The organism is Comamonas sp. GW821-FHT11H03, assembly GCF_058807955.1.
In genome coordinates this window covers 697,683-721,063 of the sequence record NZ_JBXARF010000002.1, presented here as the reverse complement: position 1 = coordinate 721,063, position 23,381 = coordinate 697,683, and the positions used below count along the sequence as shown (strand labels likewise).

At 62.7% G+C, this 23,381-nt stretch carries 21 protein-coding genes; 10 read left to right on the top strand and 11 right to left on the bottom strand.

Translation table 11 applies throughout. The annotated features are described in order from the left end of the window. The first annotated feature begins 48 nt into the window (after nt 1-48). The 7 genes from AC1RTQ_RS07750 to AC1RTQ_RS07720 all read left to right on the top strand — a co-directional run bounded on the left by AC1RTQ_RS07750 (nt 49) and on the right by AC1RTQ_RS07720 (nt 8,697). Nucleotides 49-1,047 carry a tripartite tricarboxylate transporter substrate-binding protein gene (locus tag AC1RTQ_RS07750; protein ID WP_492874896.1) on the top strand — a complete coding sequence of 333 codons (999 nt, stop codon included), beginning with the start codon at nt 49-51 and terminating at the stop codon, nt 1,045-1,047. Between the two features lie 16 nt (nt 1,048-1,063). Next, on the top strand, nt 1,064-2,386 hold the full coding sequence (locus tag AC1RTQ_RS07745) for a sulfatase family protein (protein ID WP_302091910.1): 1,323 nt from the start codon (nt 1,064-1,066) through the stop codon (nt 2,384-2,386). A gap of 121 nt (nt 2,387-2,507) precedes the next feature. Then, nucleotides 2,508-3,515, top strand: a complete 1,008-nt coding sequence (gene miaA / locus AC1RTQ_RS07740) for a tRNA (adenosine(37)-N6)-dimethylallyltransferase MiaA (RefSeq protein WP_492874895.1) — start codon at nt 2,508-2,510, stop codon at nt 3,513-3,515. Between the two features lie 38 nt (nt 3,516-3,553). Continuing rightward, nucleotides 3,554-4,288: an ABC transporter ATP-binding protein gene (locus AC1RTQ_RS07735; protein WP_492874894.1), complete on the top strand. Its 735-nt coding sequence runs from the start codon at nt 3,554-3,556 to the stop codon at nt 4,286-4,288. Then, on the top strand, nt 4,285-6,933 hold the full coding sequence (locus AC1RTQ_RS07730) for an FtsX-like permease family protein (protein ID WP_492874893.1): 2,649 nt from the start codon (nt 4,285-4,287) through the stop codon (nt 6,931-6,933). Before AC1RTQ_RS07735 ends, AC1RTQ_RS07730 begins: the two co-directional genes overlap by 4 nt. A gap of 87 nt (nt 6,934-7,020) precedes the next feature. Next, nucleotides 7,021-7,461 (top strand): VOC family protein, encoded by a 441-nt coding sequence (locus AC1RTQ_RS07725; RefSeq protein WP_492874892.1) that lies wholly within the window; start codon nt 7,021-7,023, stop codon nt 7,459-7,461. A 63-nt stretch (nt 7,462-7,524) separates the two neighbouring features. Beyond that, a complete protein-coding gene (locus AC1RTQ_RS07720; protein WP_492874891.1) occupies nt 7,525-8,697 on the top strand; it encodes a lipocalin-like domain-containing protein in 1,173 nt (390 codons plus the stop codon). A 1-nt stretch (nt 8,698) separates the two neighbouring features. Here the strand turns inward: AC1RTQ_RS07720 and AC1RTQ_RS07715 are convergent, their stop codons facing one another. The 7 genes from AC1RTQ_RS07715 to AC1RTQ_RS07685 all read right to left on the bottom strand — a co-directional run bounded on the left by AC1RTQ_RS07715 (nt 8,699) and on the right by AC1RTQ_RS07685 (nt 17,030). Next, on the bottom strand, nt 8,699-9,370 hold the full coding sequence (locus AC1RTQ_RS07715; protein ID WP_492874890.1) for a TetR/AcrR family transcriptional regulator: 672 nt from the start codon (nt 9,368-9,370) through the stop codon (nt 8,699-8,701). 191 nt (nt 9,371-9,561) lie between these two features. After that, nucleotides 9,562-12,006, bottom strand: a complete 2,445-nt coding sequence (locus AC1RTQ_RS07710; protein WP_492874889.1) for a membrane-bound PQQ-dependent dehydrogenase, glucose/quinate/shikimate family — start codon at nt 12,004-12,006, stop codon at nt 9,562-9,564. A gap of 223 nt (nt 12,007-12,229) precedes the next feature. Next, nucleotides 12,230-13,222 carry a branched-chain amino acid ABC transporter permease gene (locus AC1RTQ_RS07705; protein ID WP_492874888.1) on the bottom strand — a complete coding sequence of 331 codons (993 nt, stop codon included), beginning with the start codon at nt 13,220-13,222 and terminating at the stop codon, nt 12,230-12,232. Nucleotides 13,223-13,234: 12 nt separating this feature from the next. Continuing rightward, nucleotides 13,235-14,119 (bottom strand): branched-chain amino acid ABC transporter permease, encoded by an 885-nt coding sequence (locus AC1RTQ_RS07700; protein ID WP_003057801.1) that lies wholly within the window; start codon nt 14,117-14,119, stop codon nt 13,235-13,237. Nucleotides 14,120-14,167: 48 nt separating this feature from the next. Beyond that, the gene (locus AC1RTQ_RS07695; protein WP_492874887.1) at nt 14,168-15,364 is read right to left on the bottom strand and encodes an ABC transporter substrate-binding protein; all 1,197 of its coding nucleotides are present in this window, start codon (nt 15,362-15,364) and stop codon (nt 14,168-14,170) included. A 55-nt stretch (nt 15,365-15,419) separates the two neighbouring features. Further along, nucleotides 15,420-16,139 carry an ABC transporter ATP-binding protein gene (locus tag AC1RTQ_RS07690; RefSeq protein WP_003057808.1) on the bottom strand — a complete coding sequence of 240 codons (720 nt, stop codon included), beginning with the start codon at nt 16,137-16,139 and terminating at the stop codon, nt 15,420-15,422. A gap of 120 nt (nt 16,140-16,259) precedes the next feature. Continuing rightward, nucleotides 16,260-17,030, bottom strand: a complete 771-nt coding sequence (locus AC1RTQ_RS07685; RefSeq protein ID WP_034365081.1) for an ABC transporter ATP-binding protein — start codon at nt 17,028-17,030, stop codon at nt 16,260-16,262. Between the two features lie 718 nt (nt 17,031-17,748). On the opposite strand from AC1RTQ_RS07685, the gene AC1RTQ_RS07680 reads away from it, so the two are divergent. The 3 genes from AC1RTQ_RS07680 to AC1RTQ_RS07670 are packed head-to-tail and all read left to right on the top strand — an operon-like array spanning nt 17,749 to nt 19,466. Beyond that, entirely contained in the window at nt 17,749-18,138 is a 390-nt protein-coding gene (locus AC1RTQ_RS07680; protein WP_087084761.1) for a COG4315 family predicted lipoprotein, read from the top strand. After that, on the top strand, nt 18,139-18,666 hold the full coding sequence (locus AC1RTQ_RS07675; RefSeq protein WP_492874886.1) for an RNA polymerase sigma factor: 528 nt from the start codon (nt 18,139-18,141) through the stop codon (nt 18,664-18,666). An 11-nt stretch (nt 18,667-18,677) separates the two neighbouring features. Next, on the top strand, nt 18,678-19,466 hold the full coding sequence (locus tag AC1RTQ_RS07670) for an anti-sigma factor family protein (protein WP_492874885.1): 789 nt from the start codon (nt 18,678-18,680) through the stop codon (nt 19,464-19,466). A gap of 33 nt (nt 19,467-19,499) precedes the next feature. On the opposite strand, the gene AC1RTQ_RS07665 is transcribed toward AC1RTQ_RS07670, so the two are convergent. The 4 genes from AC1RTQ_RS07665 to AC1RTQ_RS07650 are packed head-to-tail and all read right to left on the bottom strand — an operon-like array spanning nt 19,500 to nt 23,379. Next, nucleotides 19,500-20,015 carry a DUF1178 family protein gene (locus AC1RTQ_RS07665; protein ID WP_492874884.1) on the bottom strand — a complete coding sequence of 172 codons (516 nt, stop codon included), beginning with the start codon at nt 20,013-20,015 and terminating at the stop codon, nt 19,500-19,502. A gap of 8 nt (nt 20,016-20,023) precedes the next feature. Continuing rightward, nucleotides 20,024-20,329 carry a DUF2818 family protein gene (locus AC1RTQ_RS07660; RefSeq protein ID WP_003057814.1) on the bottom strand — a complete coding sequence of 102 codons (306 nt, stop codon included), beginning with the start codon at nt 20,327-20,329 and terminating at the stop codon, nt 20,024-20,026. A gap of 56 nt (nt 20,330-20,385) precedes the next feature. Then, on the bottom strand, nt 20,386-21,879 hold the full coding sequence (gene nuoN, locus AC1RTQ_RS07655) for an NADH-quinone oxidoreductase subunit NuoN (protein WP_302091921.1): 1,494 nt from the start codon (nt 21,877-21,879) through the stop codon (nt 20,386-20,388). Nucleotides 21,880-21,903: 24 nt separating this feature from the next. Continuing rightward, the gene (locus tag AC1RTQ_RS07650; RefSeq protein ID WP_182286033.1) at nt 21,904-23,379 is read right to left on the bottom strand and encodes an NADH-quinone oxidoreductase subunit M; all 1,476 of its coding nucleotides are present in this window, start codon (nt 23,377-23,379) and stop codon (nt 21,904-21,906) included. Between the last annotated feature and the right edge of the window lie 2 nt (nt 23,380-23,381).

The window sequence follows — 23,381 nt, the reverse complement described above, 5'->3', positions numbered from 1 at the left end:
AGAATGCCTGGACTGGCCAACGCGCCGCACTTTTTGTGATCTCCAGCCATGCATTCCCGCCGCTCCTTTCTGCAGCAATCGCTGCTCGCCGCCAGCTCTGCCGGCTTCTCTTTAAGCTCTCTGGCCAAGGCCGCCGAGATCTCCGCCGTTCCTCAGGCCAGCCGCATTCTGGTGGGCTTTGGCGCAGGCGGCGGCATCGATCTGCTGGCACGCGTGCTGGCCGAAAGCATCGCCGCACAACTGGGCAAGAGCCACTATGTGGTGGTGGACAACAAGCCTGGCGCCAACGGCCAGATTGCCGCACAGACGCTGCTCAACGCCCCCAGCGACGGCGGCACCTATCTGATCGCGCCGCTGATCACCCCGGTGCTATCGCAGATCGTCTACAAAAAGCCTGGCTACGATCCAGCACGCGACTTCTCCCCCGTGGGTCTGCTCGCGCATTTCCAGTTCGGTCTGGCCGTCCCCGCCAGGCACCCGGCGCGCAATATTCAGGAATATGTGGCCTGGCTCAAGGCCAACCCCGACAAAGCCAACTTCGGCAGCCCCGCCGTGGGCAGCCTGCCGCATTTCTTCGGACTGCTGCTGGGCGAAGCGGCCGGCGTCAACATCGTGCATGTGCCCTACAAGGGCGGCCCGGCCATGATGACGGATCTGATCAGCGGCCAGCTGGCCTCCGCCATCCAGACCACCAGCGAGCTCGCTCCGCTGCACAAGGAAGGCAAGGTGCGCATTCTGGGCACTTTCGGCAGCCAGCGCGGTCGCGAACTGCCCGATGTGCCGACCTTTGCCGAAGCCGGCTACCCCAAGGCCACGGGCAGCGGCTGGTACAGCCTGTGGGCACGCAAAGGCACTTCGCCCGAAGCCATTGCCGCGGTCAACCGCGCCGTCAACCATGCGCTGCTGGACCCCAAGCTGCAGCCCAAATGGGCGGAGCTGTCCCTGCAGCCCGACCCGCGCACTCCGCAGGCGCTGGAGCAGTTGCGCGTGGCCGAAGTTGCCAAGTGGCGTCCCGTGATCAGCAACTCCGGCTTTGTCATCGAATAAGCAAGGCGAAGAACTCATGACCGCACCGAACATCGTTTTCATCCTCGCCGACGATCTGGGCTGGGCCGACCTGGGCGTCTATGGCGCCACCGATTTCAAGACCCCGCATCTGGACCGGCTCGCCGCCCAGGGCGTGCGCTTCAATCAGGCCTATGCCAACTCGGCCGTCTGCTCGGCCACACGCATTGCGCTGATCACCGGGCGCTATCAGTACCGGCTGCAGGCCGGGCTCGAAGAGCCGCTGGCACGCCATGGCGCGCAACTCGGCCTGCCGGCCGATCACCCCACGCTGCCATCGCTGCTCAAGCAGGCCGGCTACGACACGGCATTGATCGGCAAATGGCATCTGGGCAAGCCGCCCTCCTATGGCCCGCAGCGCAGCGGCTACGACTACTTCTTCGGCAACCACAGCGGTGCCATCGACTACTTCACGCACAAGCCCGGCGTGGGCGAACAGTTCAGCCCCGACCTGTGGCAAGGCAACGAGCCTGTGCAGCGCACGGGCTACTACACCTATATCCTGGGGGATGAAGCCACGCGCTATGTGCATGAGCGCAAGGGTCAGGACAAGCCTTTTTTCCTGTCGCTGCACTTCACGGCGCCGCACTGGCCTTGGGAAGGGCCCGAGGACGAGCATGTCGCGCACAGCATCAAGGATCTGTTTCACTACGACGGCGGCAGTCTGAAGAAATACGGCGAAATCGTCGAGGCGCTGGACAAGGCCGTGGGCCAGGTGCTGCAGGCGCTTGATGACAGCGGCCAGGCCGACAACACCATTGTCATCTTCACCAGCGACAACGGCGGCGAGCGCTTTTCCAAGACCTGGCCTTTCACCGGCCAGAAGACCGAGCTGCTGGAAGGCGGCATCCGCGTGCCCACGCTGCTGCGCTGGAGCGCCCGCATCCGCCCCCAGGTCCAGGAACAGGTCACCGCCTCCTTTGACTGGCTGCCCACGCTGCTGGCCGCTGCCGGTGCCAGGCCGCATCCGGACTTCCCCAGCGACGGCCAGAACATCCTGCCCATCCTGGAGGGCAATGCGGCCCCTACCGAGCGCAGCCTGTTCTGGCGCTACAAATCACAGACCCAGCGCGCCGTGCGCCAGGGCCCGTGGAAATACCTCAAGATCAACGACAACGAGTTTTTGTTCAATGTGGAGGAGGACGCCCGCGAGCGCGCCAATCTCAAGGAGCATCAGCCCGAGATCTTTGCCGGACTGCGCAGGCAATGGGAGCAGTGGAACGAGCAGTTGCTGCCCATCACGGCCGAAAACTACAGCCACGGCCTCTCGCCCGATATTCAGGCCGACCGCTATGTGCCGGCACGACTGATCCAGGGCTAGGCAGCTCACTAAGTCCCGCCGCTGCCGCAAGGCGGCAGGCTGCGTTATCCTTGACAACCAGCAAGAACCAATGACCGACGGCCATTGGTTCTTGTGCTTTGACCTGTACGGATTTCGCCCCATGACTGCTGCCCACGCCCTGCCCTGTATCGCCATTGCCGGCCCCACTGCCTCGGGCAAGACTGCGGCAGCGCTGGCACTGGCCGAGCGGCTGGCGCAACGCGCTCAGAAGGCCGAGATCATCAGCGTGGATTCGGCCCTGGTCTACAAGGGCATGGACATCGGCACGGCCAAGCCCACGGCGGCAGAGCTGGCCGCCGTCCCGCATCACCTCATCGACATCATCGATCCGCTGCAGGCCTATAGTGCAGCCGAGTTCGTGCGCGATACGCAGAAGCTGGTCGATGAAATCCGCGCGCGCAACGCCATACCTCTACTGGTGGGCGGCACCATGCTGTATTTCAAGGCGCTGATGGACGGGCTGGACGATATGCCCGCCGCCAACCCCGAAGTGCGCGCCATGCTGGACGCGCAGGCCGCCGAGCTGGGCTGGCCCGCCATGCATGCCAGACTGGCCGAGGTGGACCCCGTCACGGCCGCACGCCTGGCCCCCGGCGACAGCCAGCGCATCCAGCGCGCGCTTGAAGTCTGGCAGGTCTCCGGTAAACCGCTTTCGAGCTTTCACACGACCAAGAACAAGGCGGGCCCCGCAGAACAGATGGGACTTGCCGCGCTTTTCTCGCTGGAGCCTGCAGAGCGAGCCTGGCTGCACCAGCGCATTGCACTGCGCTTTGAGCTGATGCTGGAGCAGGGCTTCCTCGACGAAGTGCGCAGCCTGCGGGCGCGCGGCGATCTGCATCTGGATCTGCCCTCGATGCGCTGCGTGGGCTATCGCCAGGCCTGGGAAGTGCTGCAAGCGTTTGAAGCCGATCCCGGCAAACCGCTGGACATGGCAGGCCTGCGCGAGCGCGGCATCGCCTCCACACGCCAGCTGGCCAAGCGCCAGATCACCTGGCTGCGCTCCATGCCCCAGCGCCATGCCATTGCCTGCGATGCACCGGGCGCCCAGCAGCAGCTGCTGGATGCGGCCATGGCGGCTATTGACGCAGCACAGCAGGCCGCAAGCTAGAGAGCTGCCGCAGCAGCGCCCGTCGTTAAGATCGCTGCATGGCTGCCACTGACTCATCCCACGCCCACCCACTGCTGCAGGTCAGCGACCTTGCCAAACGCTATGGCGAGGGCGAGGCCCAGACCACGGTCTTCGCGCAGGTGAGCTGCGAGATAGCCGCCGGCGAATTTGTCGCCATCGTCGGCAACTCCGGCGTGGGCAAGTCCACCTTCCTGAACTGCCTGGCCGGGCTGGACAGCTGGCAGCAAGGCCGGGTTCTGCACAGCGGCACGGATCTGTCCACGCTCGATGAAGCCCGGCGCGCCATCTGGCGGCGCGCGCATCTGGGCTTTGTGTTCCAGGCCTTTCATGTCCTGCCCCATCTCGATGTGGCGCAGAACATTGCCCTGCCGCTGATGCTGCTGGGCCGCATGGATGGCGAGGGTCAGCAGCGCGTGCAGCAGGTGCTGCAAGCCGTGGGACTCGCGGGTCTGGGCCAGCGCCTGCCCCAGCAGCTCAGCGGCGGCCAGCTGCAGCGCGTGGCCATTGCGCGTGCCCTGGTGCATTCACCGCCTCTGCTGCTGGCCGACGAGCCCACGGGCAATCTCGACCCGTCCACTGCCCAGCAGATCATGGATTTGCTGCTGCAGCAAACCCGCGACAACGGCACGGCGCTGGTACTGGTCACCCATTCCGCAGAAGCGGCCAGACGAGCCGACCGCGTGCTGCGCCTGACAGCAGGCGGCATGCAGGCCGAACTATCCGCATCCCAGCAAACCACCCTAGGCCTGTGACTTCACGCCCCCCGCTTCTTCTGCTGCTGACCAGCTTTTCCTGGCAGGAGCTGCGCCAGCACCCCTGGCGCACGGCCACGGCGCTGATCGCCATCATGCTGGGCGTGGCGCTGGGCTTTGCCGTCCATGTGATCAACCAGTCGGCGCTGGACGAATTCTCCAGGGCGGTGCGCAGCGTCAACGGCCAGCCCGATCTTCAGCTGCACGCCATGCAGGGTGGCCTGCCGCTGGCGCTCTATCCCCAGGTGGCGCAGGTCCGGGGCGTGGCCAGCGCCGTGCCCTGGGTCGAAACCACGGTATTGCTGCCCGGCAGCACTGCAGACGCGCAGACGCGCAGCACGCAAGGAGCGGCGCAAGGCGTGAGCTTGCGCGTGCTCGGCAGCGATGCTCTCAAGCTCGCCCCTGTCGCCCCGGCACTGATGCCGCGTTTGTTTGAGGGCGGTGACCGTCTCGATCTGTTTGCTCCCGACGCCGTGTTTCTCAATGCCGCCGCCTTGCAGGCCCTGCAACTGAGTCCTGAACAAGCGGTCAACGCCCCCATGCAATGGCTGCTCAACGGCCAGGCCCAGCAGTTGCGTATTGCGGGCACGGTTGCCGCCAGCGGCGCACCGGTCGCGGTCATGGACATTGCCGCACTGCAGCAGAAGCTCGGCCTGTTTGAGCGCATCGACCGGCTGGACCTTTTGCTCACCGACAGCGCCAGCCGCAGCCAGGTGGGCACCGCCCTGCACGCATTGGCGGCCTGGCAAGAGCAGATACTGATCCAGCAGCCCAGCGACGATCAGCAGCGCGTGGGCGAGATGTCGCGCGCCTACCGCGTCAACCTCACTGTGCTGGCGCTGGTGGCCTTGTTCACGGGAGCGTTTCTGGTGTTCTCGGTGCTGGCGCTCAGCGTGGCACAGCGCGCGCCGCAGTTTGCGCTGCTGGCCGTGCTGGGAGCCACGCCACGCCAGCGCATGGCGCTGGTGCTGCTGGAAGCGCTGGCGCTGGGGACGCTGGGCAGCCTGGCCGGTATTGCGCTGGGCACGGCTTTGGCCTGGTTGGCGCTGCAGTTGCTGGGCGGCGATCTGGGCGGTGGCTTTTTTGCCGGCGTGCAGCCTGCCCTGCACTGGAGTCCTGTGGCGGCGCTGGTATTTGGCCTGCTGGGCCTTGCCGCCACGCTGGCCGGCGCCTGGTGGCCCGCACGCGCCGCCATGGATTTGCCGCCAGCGGCCACGCTCAAGGGGCTGGGCAGCACGCATGAGAGAGCGCCGCGCCTGTGGCCCGCTGCGGCGCTGCTTGCAGCCAGCCTGGTGCTGGCCTTTATGCCACCGGTGGCAGGTGTCCCGCTGGCGGCCTATCTGGCCGTGGGCCTGCTGTTGCTGGGCGGCATGGCAGCCCTGCCCTGGCTGCTGGGTGTGGTGCTGGGACTGGTGCCCAACGCCTTCTCGCACCAGCCGCTGGCCATGCTGGCGCTGGAGCGTGCGCGGCGCATGCGCCACGCCACTACCGTGGCCGTGGGCGGCGTGGTGGCCAGCCTGAGCCTGGCGGTGGCGCTGACGGTGATGGTCACCAGCTTTCGCGGCAGCATGATGGAGTGGCTGGACGCCGTGTTGCCTGCGCCCATGTATGTGCGCGCCGCCGGCGGCTCCAGCCGCGTCGATGCCGCCCTGCTGCCGGCCGACGCGGCGCAGCGCCTGGAGCAGTTGCCCGGCATAGCGCGTGCCCAGGCCATGCGCAGCAGCCAGCTGGTACTCAGCCCAGAGCGCCCGGCCCTGAGTCTGCTGATTCGTCCTCTTCAAGGTGAGCAGGCCATGCAGCTGCCCTGGGTGCAGGGGCCGCTGCACCAGGCCCGCCCGGGCATTCCTGTGCACATCAGCGAAGCCGTGGCCCAGCTCTATGGTTTGAAGCCCGGCGACAGCTGGCCGCTGCTGTCCAGGGCTTTCAGCCTTCAAACCCAGGCCCATCAAGCGTCAGAGGATTCTTTCTACATAGCATCCGTGTGGCGCGACTATGTGCGTCAGTTCGGTGCCGTGGCCCTGGACTGGACGGACTATCTGGCGCTGGTGGGCAAGGCTGGCAATGCGGCACAGATCAGCGAGATCGCCGTCTGGCCAGCGTCCCCGAGCCAGCTGTCCGGCACCGATCTGCAAGCGGCGATAGAGCAGGCCCTCGGCACGCCGGGGCAGCCGCCCCCGGCGCTGGAATTTGTCAGCAGCCAGGCGCTGCGCGAGCGCTCCTTGCGCATTTTCGATCGCAGCTTTGCCGTCACCTACTGGCTGCAGGCCGTGGCCATAGGCATAGGCCTGTTCGGCATTGCCGCCAGCTTCAGCGCCCAGGTGCTGGCCAGACGCAAGGAGTTCGGGCTGCTGGCCCATCTGGGCCTGACTCGCCGCAATGTGCTGAGCGTGGTCGCCGCCGAGGGACTGGCCTGGACCATGCTGGGCACCATCGCGGGCACGCTGCTCGGGCTGGGCGTGGCGGTGATCCTCGTGCATGTGGTCAACCCGCAGAGCTTTCACTGGACCATGGAACTGCGCCTACCCCTGCTGCGCCTGCTGGCGCTGGGCGCGGCCGTGGTGCTGGCAGGCGTCATTACCGCATGGCTGGCCGGGCGCCGGGCCGCCAGTGCCGACGCGGTGCTGGCCGTCAAGGAGGACTGGTAGCTATACCTGCACCCCTATCAGCGTTTTTCACATGATTGCACCATTGCGCAGCGCAAAATGAAATCTTCACCGCTGCGAGGAGTTCGTATGCAAATCCAGCCCTATCTCTTTTTCGATGGTCGCTGCGAAGAGGCTCTGGATTTCTACCAGGCCGCTCTGGGCGCCGAGATCACCATGCTGATGCGCTACAAGGATGCTCCGCCGCAGCCCGAGCCATCGACCCAGCAAGGCTGCGGCCCGGGCCAGATGGATCCCGAAAAAATCATGCACGCCAATGTCCAGATTGGCGAGACGCAGATCATGGCATCTGACGGCATGAACGGCGGCAAGCCCGACTTCAAAGGCTTTTCTCTGTCCATCACCGCGCCCAGCGAGAATGAGGCCGACCGCATCTTTGCCGCCGTCGGCCAGGGCGGCAAGGTACAGATGGCGCTGGACACCACGTTTTTTGCACGTCGTTTTGGCGTGGTGACCGACCGCTTCGGGGTCAGCTGGATGGTGATCGTTCCCCTGGTCGATATAGGCTGAGGCGGCGCAAAGCAGCGCCTCGCGATCATGGCGTTGCGCTGATCGGCTGGGCGACAATGGGCGATGCCTTATCAGCCCACGCCCTCCCCGCCTCAACAACCGGCACTGCTGGCCCTGTCACGCAGGCAGTCCCTGCAGACGCTGGCTGCTGCCGGTCTGGGCTGGGCGGCTCTGGGCCTGCCTCTGCCAGGCATGGCGTTGCTGTCCAGAACCTTGCAGTTTCCTCGCGACTTCGGCAGCCACCCTGATCTGCAGACCGAGTGGTGGTATATCACCGGGCAGTTGCAGGCCGGCGGCAGGCCCTGGGGCTTTCAGCTGACGTTCTTTCGCTCACGCATCGAAGCCGCACAAGGCCTGCAATCGGCGCTCGCGGCCAAGCAGCTGATCTTCGCCCATGCGGCCCTGTGCGATGTCGAAGGCCAAAAGCTGCGCCACGACCAGCGCATGGCGCGCGCGGGACTGGGCCTGGCCGGAGCCAGCGAAAACGATACCGATGTGCATCTCAACGACTGGTATCTCCAGCGTCGACCCGTACCAGGACGAAGCGCCAGCGAAGCCAGCCGCTACAGCGCTTTGCTCAGCAGCCAGGACTTCACACTGGATCTTGAATTTGACAGCACGCAGCCATTGCTGCTGCAGGGCTTGAATGGTCTTTCACGCAAAGGCCCGCGTGAGGAGCAGGCCAGCTACTACTACAGCCAGCCTCAGCTCAAGGTCGGCGGCTCCATCACCGTGGGCGGGCAGAAACTGCCTGTGCAAGCCAGCGCGCACAACCGCGCCTGGCTGGACCATGAATGCAGCGCGGCCATCATGGACCCAGAGGCCCAGGGCTGGGACTGGATTGGCATGAACCTCGATGACGGCAGCGCCCTCACGGCCTTTCATCTGCGCCAACGCAATGGCTCGGCACTCTGGGCCGGTGGTTCATTCCGCGCGCCGAACCAGAACGCGCAAATCTTTGCCGCCGATCAGGTACGGTTCAAACCGCTGCGCCACTGGAGCAGCCCGCACAGCAAAGCCAGTTACCCCGTGGCCTGGAGCGTGCAGACACCGGCGGGCCGTTTTGAGGTTCATGCGCTGGTGGACGACCAGGAACTGGACAGCCGCGCCAGCACCGGCGCCATTTACTGGGAGGGTCTGTGCGAGCTGCGCAGCATCGGCTCCGACGGCAAAAGCCGCCGCGTAGGCAGCGGTTACCTGGAAATGACCGGCTATGCGAATGCGCTGAGGCTTTAGATCAGCCCTGTTCCTTGCAAACCAGAGCACTGAGCTGAGCGAGCAGCAGCTGCAGATGGCGCGCGCGCAGGTTGTCGCCCAACAGGTCGACCTGCAGCAGGCTGTGCCAGGTCGCTGCATGATCCACGCGGAAGCCGGACAGGGCCGAAATCAGGTAGTGGACATCGACAGCGTTCAGCTGATCCTTGAACAGGCCCTGCGCCACTCCGCGCTGCACGATGCGCTCGATCGGCTCCAGCGCCGCCTTGCGCAGCAATTCGGTCTTGGAGATCTGGCCCAGCATCTCGCCGCCCTGGAAATTCTCCTGCAGCACCAGTCGCGTGAACTCCTGGTTCTGCTCGTGATACTCGAAGCTCTTTTGCGCCAGCGCATGCAGCGCCTGCAAGGGCTCCAGCGCATCGAGATTGAGCTGCTCCTCGGACTCGCGGATATCCGAGTAGCTCTGCTCGATGACCGCCAGATACACGTCTTTCTTGTTGCCGAAGTAGTAGTAGAGCATGCGCTTGGCGCAGCCCGCCTTGGCGGCAATGCGCTCCAGCCGTGCTCCGTCATAGCCGAAATTGGCAAACTCGGTCTTGCCCGCGTCTAGCAGAGCTCGGCGCATATCGGCCGCTGCCTCGTCTGCCGAAGGCTGCTGGCCCCATGAATTTTCAAGACCTTGCTGCTCGCTCACGACCACATCTCCATTGACTCAAGCGCGCCAGCGTAACACGCAGCGCAGACATGAAAAAAAGCCCCCTACGCTTCCCACTGCGTGTGGTTGCTGCCCCTGCAAGAGGGGCGCTTTTCATCCTGGGGCTGCCCGGCAATGAAAAAAGCCATGGCTCTTGCGAGCCATGGCTGGTCGGTTCAATGCATCCGTGCTTATTTGACGCTATCGGGCAGCGCGTAGGCAATCACGTAGTCGCCGCGGTCGGGCGACTGACGGGCACCGCCGGCCGAGATGACCACATATTGCTTGCCGGTTCTGGGCGACTTGTAAGTCATGGGGCCGCCCTGGCTGCCGACTGGCAGGCGGCCCTTCCAGATTTCCTTGCCGGTGGCGCTATCCCAGGCGCGCAGATAGTAATCCTGCGTGCCGGCAAAGAACACCAGACCGCCCTGGGTCGCCAGCGTGCCGCCCAGTGTGGGCAGGCCAACAGGCATGGGCATGCGCATCTTGATGCCCATGGGTCCCTGGTCCTGCACCGTGCCCACGGGCACCTGCCAGACCACTTGCTGGGTCTTCATGTCGATGGCAGTCAGCGTACCGAATGGAGGCTTCTGGCAAGGAATGCCCAGAGGCGACATGAAACGGTCCTTGATCACCGCATAGGGAGTGCCGCCCAGCGGCACCTGACCCATGCCGGTGTTGGGCGCTTCACCACCGTCGGACAGCTTGTCCTTTTTCTGCTGGGGCATCATCTGCACCCACAGGCCCAGACGCATGTCGTTCACAAAGATCAGATTGTTGCCTGGATCCGCAGACAGACCGCCCCAGTTCATGCCGCCCAGCGAACCCGGGAAGCTCAGCGACACATCGGTACCAGGCGCGGTGAACAGGCCTTCATAGCGCATGGACTTGAACTTGATGCGGCAGATCAGCTGATCCACCGGCGTCGCGCCCCACATATCGGCTTCGGTCAAGGTCTTGGTGCCGATCTGCGGCATGCCCACGGACAAAGGCTGGGTCGGGGCGTACTTTTCGCCGGGAATATGAGCGGGCTTGACGGCGATGTCCTCCACCTTGGTCAGCGGCTTGCCGCTGTGGCGGTCCAGCACGAAGATCTGACCGGCCTTGGTGCCGACCACCAGCGCCGGGGTCGTCTTGCCATCCTGCCCGGGGAAATCGATCAGCGTGGGAGCCATGGGAAGGTCGAAGTCCCACAGGTCGTTGTGCACTGTCTGGTACACCCATTTTTCCTTGCCCGTGGCGGCATCCAGCGCGAGGATGGAAGCACCGTACTTCAGGTCCGCTGCAGAGCGCGTGGCGCCATACAGGTCCACCGAGGCAGAACCCATGGGCAGGTAGACGGTGTTGGAGCTTGCGTCGTAGGTCGTTCCCGCCCAGACATTGGCCGATGAGCGGGTGTAGGTCTGGCCGGGCTTGAGCACTTCATTGGGCGTGGCCGAGCCGGAGTCGAACGCCCAGCGCTGTGCACCGCTCACCACATCAAAGCCGCGGATCACGCCACCGGGCATGTCCACCTGCACGTTGTCGGCCACGCGGCCGCCGATCACCACCGTGGTGCCGGCCACCGTGGGGGCCGATGTCAGGGTGTAGTAGGCGGGATTGGGGACATTGCCAATGCCCTGCTTGAGGTCGACCACGCCGTGATCGCCAAACTCGCCGCACAGCTCGCCGTTGTCTGCGTTGATGGCAAACAGACGCGCATCGATGGTGTTCATCAGAATGCGGCGCTTGCAGGTGGCGCCAGCAGGCAGGCTCACCGCCTGCACAGGAGTCGATCCCGGCACGCTGGGCTGAGCCAGTGCGGCATCCGCATCAAAGTAGGCAAGGCCTCGGCAGCGCTCCCACACACCGCCCACATGAGAGTTGGTGTCATGACGCCACAGCTGCTTGCCGGTGTCGGCGTCCAGCGCAATCACGTTGTTGCTGGGCGTGCAGACAAACACCTTGTCGCCCACCTGCAGCGGTGTGGTCTGGTCTTCAGCGCCGGCGCCTGTGGACTTGGGTACGTCGCCGGTGCGAAAAGTCCAGGCCACCTGCAGCTGGTTCACGTTGTCCACGTTGATCTGATCCAGCGCGGCAAAGCGGTCATTGTTGCTGCTGTTGCCGTAATGGCTCCAGTCCTTTTGCTCGCTGGCCGCATCCACGGGCTTGCGTGCCACGGCAGACTGGGCCTGCACCTCGGGGTGAATCTGGAACATGGACACAAAGGCCGCCATGCCAGCCACCAGCAGGACCGCCGCTGCCGCAAATGGCGCTTTGCTCGACGACACCTTGCCCGGCTCGCCGGCCTTGCGCAGCAAGGGCATGCTGGCCAGCACCGCCACGGCAGCAAAGGTCAGCGCCAGCAGACGCGAAATCAGGCTCCAGTAATCCAGACCGACTTCGGCCAGCGCCCACAGCACGGTCGCGCCGAAAGTGCTCAGGTAAAACCATGCGCCGCTCCTGCGGCGGCGAACCATTTGCACGCCGGACAGCAGCAGACCCAGGCCGGCGAGCAAAAAGTACCAGCTGCCGCCCAGGCTGATGAGCTTGCCACCGCCTATCAAGAAGAACAGGCCGGCAAGCGTCAGCGCCGTCCCCAGAACCCAGAGCCAGATGCGCGCGGCCAAGGGCTGCGCCTGCTCCTGATGTGTCATATCGAACCTCGAACTGTATGAGCCCGCGCGCGCACCGGCCTCCGGCGACGGCTAGGCATTTTTTGAAATGAGAAAAAAAGTCCATTGTTGTGAGAAATAAAGTCCATCGCTTGCAAACGTGTACCAGAAATTTCAGAAATATCTGAAACTTCCTACCCCTGACCGGAGTCATCCCAATCAAAAAAGGCCGCAGATGCGGCCTTGGAAGGAAGAGTGAAGCGCCTTATTTGCGACGCAGCAGCCAGGCGATCAACTCGCCCATGATGCCCTTGCGGAACAGCAGCACACAGAGCACAAAGATCAGGCCAGTGACGATGGTCACCGATTCGCCCAGCGTGCCGAACCATTCCACGCCGGTTACATGGGCCAGGAAGCTGCCAAAATCACCAATCTTGTTTTCCAGTGCCACCACGACCGCCGATCCCAGCAACGGACCGGAAAGCGTGCCCAGCCCCCCCATCAGCGTCATCAAAATCACATGGCCGGAGGTGGTCCAGTGCACATCGGACAAGGTGGCAAAGCCCAGCACCAGAGTCTTCAAAGAACCGGCCAGACCCGTCAGGGCCGCAGAGATGACAAAGGCCAGCAGCTTGAAGCGGTTGACGTCATAGCCCAGCGAGATGGCTCGCGGCTCGTTTTCCTTGATGGCCTTGAGCACCTGCCCGAACGGCGAGTGGATGGTGCGCACGATGAGTAGAAAAGCCGCCGCCACGATGATCAGCGCCACGTAGTACATGACCAGGTCGCTGCTCAGATCGATCACGCCGAACAATTTGCCGCGCGGCACGCCCTGCAGGCCGTCTTCGCCGCCGGTGAACTTGGCCTGCAGCGCGACAAAGAACAGCATCTGTGCCAGCGCCAGCGTGATCATGGAGAAATAAATGCCCTGGCGACGGATGGCCAGCCAGCCAAAGATCAGGCCCAGCAGACCGCCGATCACCGTGCCCAGCAACATGCCGACTTCGGGCGTGAAGCCCCAGGCCTTGATGCTGTAGCCCGCAACATAGGCCGCACCGCCCAGAAACGCGGCGTGGCCGAAGGACAGCAGACCCGTATAGCCCAGCAGGAGATTGAAGGCCGAAGCAAACAGTGCGAAGCACATCAGCTTCATGACAAAGACCGGATAGGCACCGAGGAAAGGAGCAACTATCAGGCCCAGCAGCAGCAGGCCATAGCCCACGGGGGCAATGCGTTGAACAAGCGTCTTGGATTTCATGTCGTGCCCCTCTTATTTTTCTTTACCGAACAAGCCAGCGGGGCGAATCAGCAAAACAATGACCATGATGAAAAACACGACGGTGGACGATGCTTCGGGCCAGAAAACCTTGGTCAGCCCTTCGATGACGCCCAGCGCCAGACCTGTGAGGATCGATCCCATGATGGAGCCCATGCCGCCAATCACCACCACGGCAAACACCACGATGATGAGGTTCTGCCCCATCAGCGGCGTGACCTGGTAGACGGGAGCGGCCAGCACGCCGGCAAAAGCTGCCAGCGCGGCACCGAAGGCATAGGTCAGCGTGATCATCACGGGCACGTTGACGCCGAACGCCTCGACCAGGCGCGGGTTTTCGGTGCCGGCACGCAGATAGGCGCCGATGCGCGTCTTCTCGATCACAAACCAGGTTGCCACGCACACCACGATGGATGCCACGACCACCCAGGCACGGTAATTGGGCAGGATCATGAAGCCCAGATTGGTCGCGCCTTCGAGCAGCTCGGGCGTGTCATAGCCCAGGCCCGAGACGCCGTAGACGGAGCGGAACACCCCCTCGATCAGCAGCGACAGCCCCAGCGTCAGCAGCAGGCCGTAGAGATGATCGAGCTTGTAGATCCAGCGCAGCAAAAAGCGCTCGATCAACACCCCCAGAATCCCCACCAGCACCGGCGACAGGATCAGCATCACCCAGTAGTTGATGCCGAAATAGCTCATGGCCATCCAGGTGCACATGGCCCCCAGCATGAACAGGGCGCCATGCGCAAAGTTGATGACATTGAGCAGGCCGAAGATCACGGCCAGGCCCAGACTCAGAATTGCGTAGAACGAACCGTTGACCAGCCCCAGAAGGAGCTGGCTCATCAGGCCGGGCAATGAAACGCCGAAGATTTCCATGAGAGATACGCTGGTGAGGGTGAGGTGTGCATCAAACCGGTAGTGCCATTACTTCCAGAGCGCGCACTTGGTTTCGGCCTTGGTGGTCCAGACCGTCTCGGCAGGCAACTTGGTCAGCACCTTGAGGTAGTCCCAGGGCTTGGTGGATTCGCTGGGCTTCTTGGCTTCGACCAGATACATATCGTGGGCAAACGTGCCGTCGGGACGGATCACGCCCTTGCCGTAGAAGTCGTTGATGGGCGTGCTCTTGAGCTGGGCCATCACCTTGTCGGCATTGGTGGTCTTCACCGCCTCCACGGCCTTGAGGTAGTTCATCACGGCCGAGTAGTCGGCGGCCTGCACATCGGTAGGCATGCGCTTGGTCTTGGCAAAGAACTTGTTGGCGAACTTGCGCGATTCGTCGTTCATGTCCCAGTACCAGCTGGTGGTGTGCAGCAGGCCTTCGGTGTTCTTCAGGCCCAGGCTGTGGATGTCGGTCAGAAAGACCAGCAGACCGGCGGTCTTCATGGTCTTGTTGATGCCGAACTCCTTGGCGGCCTTGATGGCATTGATGGTGTCGCCGCCCGCATTGGCCAGACCCAGGATATGGGCCTTGGAGCTTTGCGCCTGCAGCAGGAAGGACGAGAAGTCCGAGGCATTGAGCGGGTGCTTGACCGAGCCCAGCACCTTGCCGCCCTTGGCGTTGATGACCTTGGTGGTGTCGGCCTCCAGTGCCTGGCCGAACGCATAGTCGGCCGTCAGGAAGAACCAGTCCTTGCCGCCGCGATCCACCACCGCACCGCCGGTGCCCTTGGCCAGGGCCACGGTGTCGTAGGCGTAGTGCACGGTATAGGGGTTGCACTGCTCGTTGGTCAGCGCGGAAGAACCCGCGCCGCTGTTGAAGTGAACGCGCTTTTTCTCGTTGGCGATCTGGGACACCGCCAGTGCCGTGCCGGAATTGGTGCCGCTGAAGACCATGGAGATGCCCTGCGTATCAATCCATTCGCGCACCTTGGAGGCAGCGATGTCGGCCTTGTTCTGGTGGTCTGCGCTGACCAGCTCGATGGGCTGGCCCAGGGCCTTGCCACCGAAGTCGTCAATCGCCATCTGCATGGCGACCGCACCGTTCTTGCCCTCCACGTCGGCGTACAGGCTGGACATATCGGTGACAAAACCGATCTTCACCTTTTCCTGGGCCTGGGCCAGAGGGCTGGACAGACCGGCCACGGCCAGCATGCACGAGAGAACGCTCAGTTTTGCTTTCATCTTTATCTCCACGGGTTGGGTCTTTGTTGTGAACGAATGGGAATTGCTTGCAGGCTCAGACACCCAGCAGCTCGTTGAGCACGGACATCTTCTCGTCCAGTTCGCTGGCTCCGAAGCGCAAGGCGACATGGCCATGCTCGACCACATAGAAGCGGTCGGCCAGCGGCGCGGCAAAGCGGAAGTTCTGCTCCACCATCACCACGGTGTAGCCCTTTTCGCGCAGCGTGGTGATCATGCGAGCCAGGGTCTGGACGATGACGGGGGCCAGACCTTCGGAGATCTCGTCGAGCAGCAACAGGCGCGCGCCCGTGCGCAGGATGCGCGCCACGGCCAGCATCTGCTGCTCGCCGCCCGACAGGCGTGTGCCCTGGCTGTTCCTGCGCTCATAGAGGTTGGGAAACATCTGGTAGATCTCGTCGATGCTCATGCCCGGCTGGCCGGTCTTGAGCGGCGGCGGTAGCATCAGGTTCTCCTCGCAGGACAGGCTGGAGAAAATGCCGCGCTCCTCGGGGCAGTAGCCCACGCCCAGGTGGGCGATCTTGTGCGTGGGCATGTGAATGGTTTCCACGCCGTTGATCCTGATCGAGCCCTTGCGCGAGCCGGTCAGCCCCATGATGGCGCGCAGCGTGGAAGTGCGCCCCGCGCCATTGCGGCCCAGCAGGGTCACCACCTCGCCGGGATTGACCACCAGATCCATGCCATGCAGCACATGGGATTCGCCATACCAGGCATTGAGTCCCGAAATTTCCAGCGCCGGAGTACTTGTCTTATTCATTGTTCATCTGATCTCAAAACTGGCACGAACCCAAGTCAGAAACACCAAGCAAGGGCCGCCCCGCAGCGATGGTGTTGTCCCCCTCAGGGGGAAGCCGCGTGAGCGGCACAGGGGGAGCCTTCAATGCGCCCCCTGCAGTTGCCCGTCCGTGGTCCCCATATAGGCTTCCATGACCTGCGGATTGCGCGAAACCTCTTCGTAGCGCCCTTCGGCCAGAACGGCGCCTCGCTGCAGCACGGTGATGCGATCGGCGATGGTGGCGATCACCTTCATGTTGTGCTCCACCATCAAAATGGTGCGACCGGCAGAGACCTTCTTGATGAGCTGCGTCACGCGGTCCACGTCCTCGTGGCCCATGCCCTGCGTGGGTTCGTCCAGCAGCATCAGCTCGGGCTCCATGGCCAGCGTGGTGGCGATCTCCAGGGCCCGCTTGCGACCATAGGGCAGGTTCACGGTCACCTCGTCGGCCAGATCCTGCAGACCGACTTCGGTCAGCAACTCCATGGCGCGGTCATTGAGCTGGTTGAGCGTTTTTTCGCTGGTCCAGAACTGGTAGGCCGTGCCCAGCTTGCGCTGCAGGCCGATGCGCACGTTCTCCAGCAAGGTGCAGTGCGGAAAGACGGCGGAAATCTGAAACGAGCGAATCACGCCACGCCGCGCAATCTGCGCCGGCGCCTCGCGGGTAATGTCCACCCCGTTGAACTGAATGCTCCCGGAAGTGGGCTCCAGAAACTTGGTCAGCAGATTGAAGCAAGTGGTCTTGCCCGCACCATTGGGTCCGATCAGCGCGTGAATGGAGCCACGCTGCACGGCCAGATCCACCTTGCTGACCGCGGTAAAGCCTTTGAACTCTTTGGTGAGTTGCCTGGTTTCGAGAATAAGGTCGCTCATGCGCTGGCCGTCAGTCCTGAATGCTGCAAAACAAAGAGGAGCGCAACTTGCTGTGCTTCCTCTGCCTGAGCGGCATCTTGGTCTTTCATGCTGCAGTGCCGCAGCGGGAAACTCCTAGGAATGGAGAGCTGCCGGACGTATGCTTTCCCTAATCCCCTGAAAAACAAATAGCAACAACATAAGTAATTGCAAACTTCAAACTCATCGCATCTGCAAGTCGCACCAGAGATAGCGGCATCCGCAGGAATGTCCAGCATCCAGTTCGAAATCTCTATAAAGCTTATGCCTTATACATATTGCGCTATCAATATTAATAAGACTGGGCGAAATATGTCCCCATCGCACAGCGCTCCCCAGATTGGCCCTGATGTCGTAAACCCTGAGCCCCTCAATTCCCACTGAAGTAACTAGGTTACTAGCCCAATGCCCGCAAATATGCTTGCCATTTGTCGCCCTTAAAAACCAAGGGCGACAAAGAGCGACCATATCGCTATTAATTCAATAGCTTACTCCGATTTATATATAACAATTTCAGTCATTTTTATATTTGAAATACATACTCAGTAATCGATAGCAGCTATTAAATTATTTATCAATCGATGCCTGAGCCCATGCCTGCAAGAGCTGCCGCGCTGCTATTGAGTTCCTTCGTGAAAACGCATGGAATAAAACCCCTTGCAGAACTGTTTACTGCAGGTCAACCACAAGGAGAGACTTTATGTTTCGCATCGCTTCTCTGACGTTAGCTTCCGCCGCCCTGCTAGCTGCCTGCTCGACCGGCTCGGTCACTTCGGCCAAATCCCCTGCCACCACCCTCAACGGCGTGCTGGTAGGTCCGACCCAGATGACGCTTTATGTCTTTGACAAGGATGCAGCAGGCTCCGGCAAAAGCGTCTGCAACGGCGGCTGCGCCACCAACTGGCCGCCTTTGATGGCCCCCGCGAATGCTGCGCCGATCGGCGACTGGAGCGTGGTGATGCGCGACGACGGCAGCAAGCAATGGGCTTACAAGGGCCGCCCCCTCTATCACTGGGCCAAGGATGCCAAGCCCGGCGACATGACGGGTGACGGCTTCCTCAACAATAGCTGGCATGTCGCCAAGCCTTGAGTGAAGGTCGACGCCGCCCTGGTCCATATTCCCCGCCTGCGCCGCTATGCGCGTGCGCTGGCGGGCGATGCCGCGCTGGCAGACGATCTGGTGCAGGACACCCTGGAGCGCGCCTGCCAGAAGTGGGACTTGTGGCAGCCACCGGCCGCCGCCTCGGTCGAGCAGGTGCAAAAGGCCTTGCTCAGCTGGCTGCTGACCTTGATGCACAACCTCTACGCCAATCAGTGGCAGCAGTCGTCGCGGCATCGCATGGTGGCGCTTGACGAGGCCCAGGACACGCCCCACGACCCCATGCCCAGACTGGCGCTGCAGCTGGATCTGGAGCGCGCCCTATCCCATCTCACGCCGCAGGCACGCGAGGTGCTGCTGCTGATCGGCATGGAGCAGTTCAGCTATGGCGAAGCCGCGCAGATGCTGGGCGTTCCCATGGGAACGGTGATGTCGCGCCTCTCGCGCGCCCGCGAGCAGCTCAGGCGCCTCATGGAAGGAGAAAGACCCGCGACGACCGTGTTGAGGGCTGTCAAATGAAGGAAAGTGCAATGACACGCCAGCGCCCCGATGAAACCACGCTGCATGCCTGGGTGGATGGAGAGTTGCAGCCCGATGCCGCTGCAGCCGTGGCGCAATGGCTGGCCGAACATCCCGAAGAGGCCGCGCGCATGGCCGCCATCCAGGCGCAGAACGCCGGCCTTCAGGCTCTGCATGCGCAACTGCTCGATGAGCCGGTGCCGCCCCGGCTCATGCGATCGCTGCAAAAGCCGGCGCTGCAGTGGCGCTGGCCGCATGCGCTGGCCGCCGGCCTCATGCTCAGCGTGGGCCTGGGTCTAGGCTATGGAGCAGGCCAGCAAAAATCCGCCTCGCACCAAGCCGACACGGCCGCTCAATTGCCGGGCTTTGTGCGCGAGGCGGCGGCCGCCCATGCCGTCTATGTGCCCGAGCAGCGCCACCCCGTCGAGGTCGCGGCGCAGCAGCAGGCGCATCTGGTGCAGTGGCTGTCCAAGCGGCTGGGCGTTGCGCTCAAGCCCCCGGTGCTGGAGGCCCAGGGCTTTCATCTCATGGGCGGGCGGCTGCTGCCCGGAGAGAGCGGCCAGGCCCGCGCCCAGTTCATGTACGAGGATCAGGCCGGCCAGCGCGTCACCCTGTATGTCTCGGTGCTCAAACCCGGGACGGCGGCCACCTCCGCACCCGCTTCCTTTGAATGGAGCAGCGACGGTGCAAGCCATGGTTTCTACTGGATCGACGGCCGGCAAGGCTATGCCTTGAGCGCCTCCTTGCCACGCGAGCGCCTGCAGGCTCTGGCCAACGCGGTCTATCAGCAACTGAGCTGAGGCCGCAGGTCTCCGATCGGAGGCTGGGTTGTCTTATTGCAGGCTGCCGCTGCCGCCTTCGCCGCTGGCCGACGACTCGGGCAAGGCCAGGGGCAGAACGCCAATGCCCTCTTCGATCAGCTCCATGGCCTCCCGGGCACTGGTCTGACCGCGAATGGCGCGTTCCTCGGTTTCGCCGTAGTGAATGCGGCGCGCCTCTTCGGCAAATTTCTTGCCGACATCCTCGCTGCTCTGCGCGACCTTGCGCGACCACTGCATCCACGCTGCCTGCATGGACTGAAGATGTGCGCGCGCCTCGGCGCTGATTTCGGGGCTGGCCGCAGGAAGTGCCGGCGCTGCGGCAGGGGCCGGTTGCAAAGTCTGGGCAGCTTTGGGTGGCTGGGCACCCAGATTGAGACGGGGAGCACTCAAGCGCTTGGTCACATCGCTGTCGCCGCAAACAGGGCATTGCACCAGCTTGCGCTGCAGCTGATTCTGAAAATCATCTTCCGAAGCAAACCAGCCTTCGAAGACATGGCCTGCAGGGCAGTGAAGATCAAGCACTTTCATGGCGCCACTCAACCCTTGCGGTGAACCAGATAGCGATAAACGAAGCCGGGAAATGCCAGCGTCAAAAACAGCGTAGCAGTAATGGCATAGAACTCCCAGCCTTGGGGAGATATCTGGCCGGCGCGGCGCTCCAGCAGCAAGCCCAGGCCACCCACCAGCAGATACAGGGCAATCATTTCCAGCAGGCGCACCCACAGCGGCTTGCGACCAGCCATGACGGGGCCGACAATGCCCAGACGCTGGTTGATAAAAGGCAAATTGGCTGCCACAAGGGCAGCCAAGATGATGAGCCAGATAGAGGCGGTTATAGACACAAAGCCATTCCTAGAAAAAGCGATGAGGGCATCGAGCCCTCATCACATTCGTCTTATCAGGAAGCCAGGGCACGCACAACAGCGTCAGCGCACAAGGCCATCAGACCGCCAGGCAAGATGCCCAGCAGCAGAACCAGCGCACCGTTGATAGTCAGCACAACGCGCACATCCAGAGGAGCAGACACGCTGGTAGCGGTGATTGGAGCATCAAAGTACATGACCTTGACCACACGCAGGTAATAGAAGGCACCAATCAGCGACATGATCACGGCGAACACGGCCAGACCGATGTACAGGCTGCTGCCCGAAGCGACCAGTGCCTGCAGCACGGACAGCTTGGCGTAGAAGCCGACCAGCGGAGGAATACCGGCCATGGAGAACAGGCAGATCGCCATCACGCCGGCGTACAGCGGGCTGCGCTGGTTCAGGCCGGCCAGATCGGAGATCTCTTCGCTTTCGAAGCCTTCACGGGCCAGCAACAGGACCACGCCGAACGAAGCCAGGGCGGTCAGCACATAGGTCACGATGTAGAACATCGCCGAGCTGTAGGCATTTTCGACGGTGGCAGGGTCGACCTTGCCATCCACCACACCCGACATCAGACCCAGCAGCACAAAGCCCATCTGGGAAATCGTCGAGTAAGCCAGCATGCGCTTGAGGTTGGTCTGCTGCAGACCGGCCAGGTTACCGATGAGCAGCGAGCAGACGGCCAGAACCATCAGCATCTGCTGCCAGTCGATGGCCAGCGGCAGCAGGCCGTCCACCAGCAGGCGGATGGTCATGGCAAAGGCAGCCAGCTTGGGCGCGCCGCCGATCAAGGCGGTGATGGCGGTAGGTGCACCCTGGTAAACGTCGGGCACCCACATGTGGAAGGGAACCACACCCAGCTTGAAGGCCAGACCGGCGACCACGAAGACCAGACCGAAGACCAGCACCTGGTGCTTGATTTCACCGGAATTGATGGCCTTGAAGACTTGTCCGACATCCAGCGAACCGGTAGCGCCGTAGAGCATGGACATGCCGTACAGCAGGAAGCCGGAAGCCATGGCACCCAGAACGAAGTACTTCATGGCGGCTTCGACGGACACGGTGTGGTCGCGGCGCAGAGCCACCAGCGCATAGCTGGACAGGGTCAGCAACTCCAGGCCCAGATACAGAACCAGGAAGTTGTTGCCGCTGATCATGATGAACATGCCCAGCAGGGCCAGCATGGACAGTGTGAAGAACTCACCGCCGCGCAGCATGTCGCGCTCGGCCGCATAAGGGCGGCCATAGACCATGGTGATCATCACGGCGATAGTGGCAAAGCACTTGAGCCAGTTGCCCATGGCGTCCGAGACAACCATGTTGCCCCAGCCGTAGAAGGTGTTGCCACTTGCGGCGTACATGCCTTGCATCACCGCCACGACAAGCAGGGTGAGCATGGTCAGAACATAGGTGCCGGTGCGACGGGCGCTCTTGACGCCCAGGTCCACCAAGGCAATGACGCAGGCCATGACCAGGAGTGTGATCTCCGGGTAGATCGCCAGCCAGCTGATGTTGTCAATCATCTCGTGTCTCTCGTTTCAGTCTGGTCAGTTGAGCTTGCTCACAGCCACATGCTTGATGAGCTCTGCCACAGACACATCCATCACATCGGTGAAGGGCTTGGGATACAGACCCATGACCAGCACGGCCGCGGCCAACAGGCCAAGCACCAGGAATTCGCGGCAGTTGATGTCCTTGAGCTCAGCCACATGGTCGTTGGCCACTGCACCCAGGTACACGCGCTTGTACATCCACAGGGTGTAGGCAGCGCCGAAGATCAGAGCGGTTGCAGCGCCCAGACCAATCCAGAAGTTGTATTGCACGGCACCCAGGATCACCATCCACTCGCCGACAAAACCGGCAGTGGCAGGCAGGCCGCAGTTGGCCATGGCGAACAGCAGGGCAAAGGCAGCGAACTTGGGCATGGTGTTGACCACACCGCCGTAAGCGGCGATTTCGCGCGAGTGAACGCGGTCGTACAGCACGCCGATGCACAGGAACATGGCGCCGGACACGAAACCGTGGGCAATCATCTGCACCAGGCCACCGGAGATGCCCAGGTTGTTGAACATGAAGAAGCCCAGGGTCACAAAGCCCATGTGAGCCACGGACGAATAAGCCACCAGCTTCTTCATGTCCTTTTGCACCAGCGCCACCACGCCCACGTAGATCACGGCAATCAGCGACAGCGTGATCATCAGGCCCGACCACTCATGCGCCGCATCGGGAGCAATGGGCAAAGAGAAGCGCAGGAAACCGTAGGCACCCAGCTTCAGCATGATGGCGGCCAGCACGGCGGAACCGCCGGTAGGCGCTTCAACGTGAACGTCGGGCAGCCAGGTGTGGACCGGGAACATGGGCACCTTCACCGCAAAAGCGGCGAAGAAGGCGAAGAAGATCAGCGTCTGTGCGGTACCGGACAGGGGCAGCTTGTGCCAGTCCAGGATCTCGAAGCTGCCGCCCGACTGGGTGTACAGATAGATCAGGGCGACCAGCGTGAGCAGCGAGCCCATCAAGGTGTACAGGAAGAACTTGAAGGCTGCGTAGATCTTGTTCGGACCACCCCAGATACCGATGATCAGATACATCGGGATCAGAGTCGCTTCGAAGAACACGTAGAACAGCATGCCGTCCAGAGACGCAAACACACCGATCATCAGACCTGACAGGATCAGGAAAGCGGCCATGTACTGGTTAACGCGCTCGGTGATGCTGGTCCAGGAGGCGATCACCACGATGACGGTGATGAAGGCCGTCAGCGGCACAAACCACATGGAGATGCCATCCACGCCCAGGTGGTAGTGGATGTTGAAGCGCTCGATCCAGAGCGCGTTCTCCACAAACTGCATGTTGGCAGTCGTGGTGTCGAAGCCGGTGACCAAAGGAATGGTCACCGCAAAACCGATCAGCGCACCGATCAGTGCCAGCCAGCGCACCGCGTTGGCCTGCCCTTCTTTGCTGAAGGCCAGCAGGAGGGCGCCAAAAGCAATCGGCACCCAGATAGAAAGACTCAACAAACCCATTT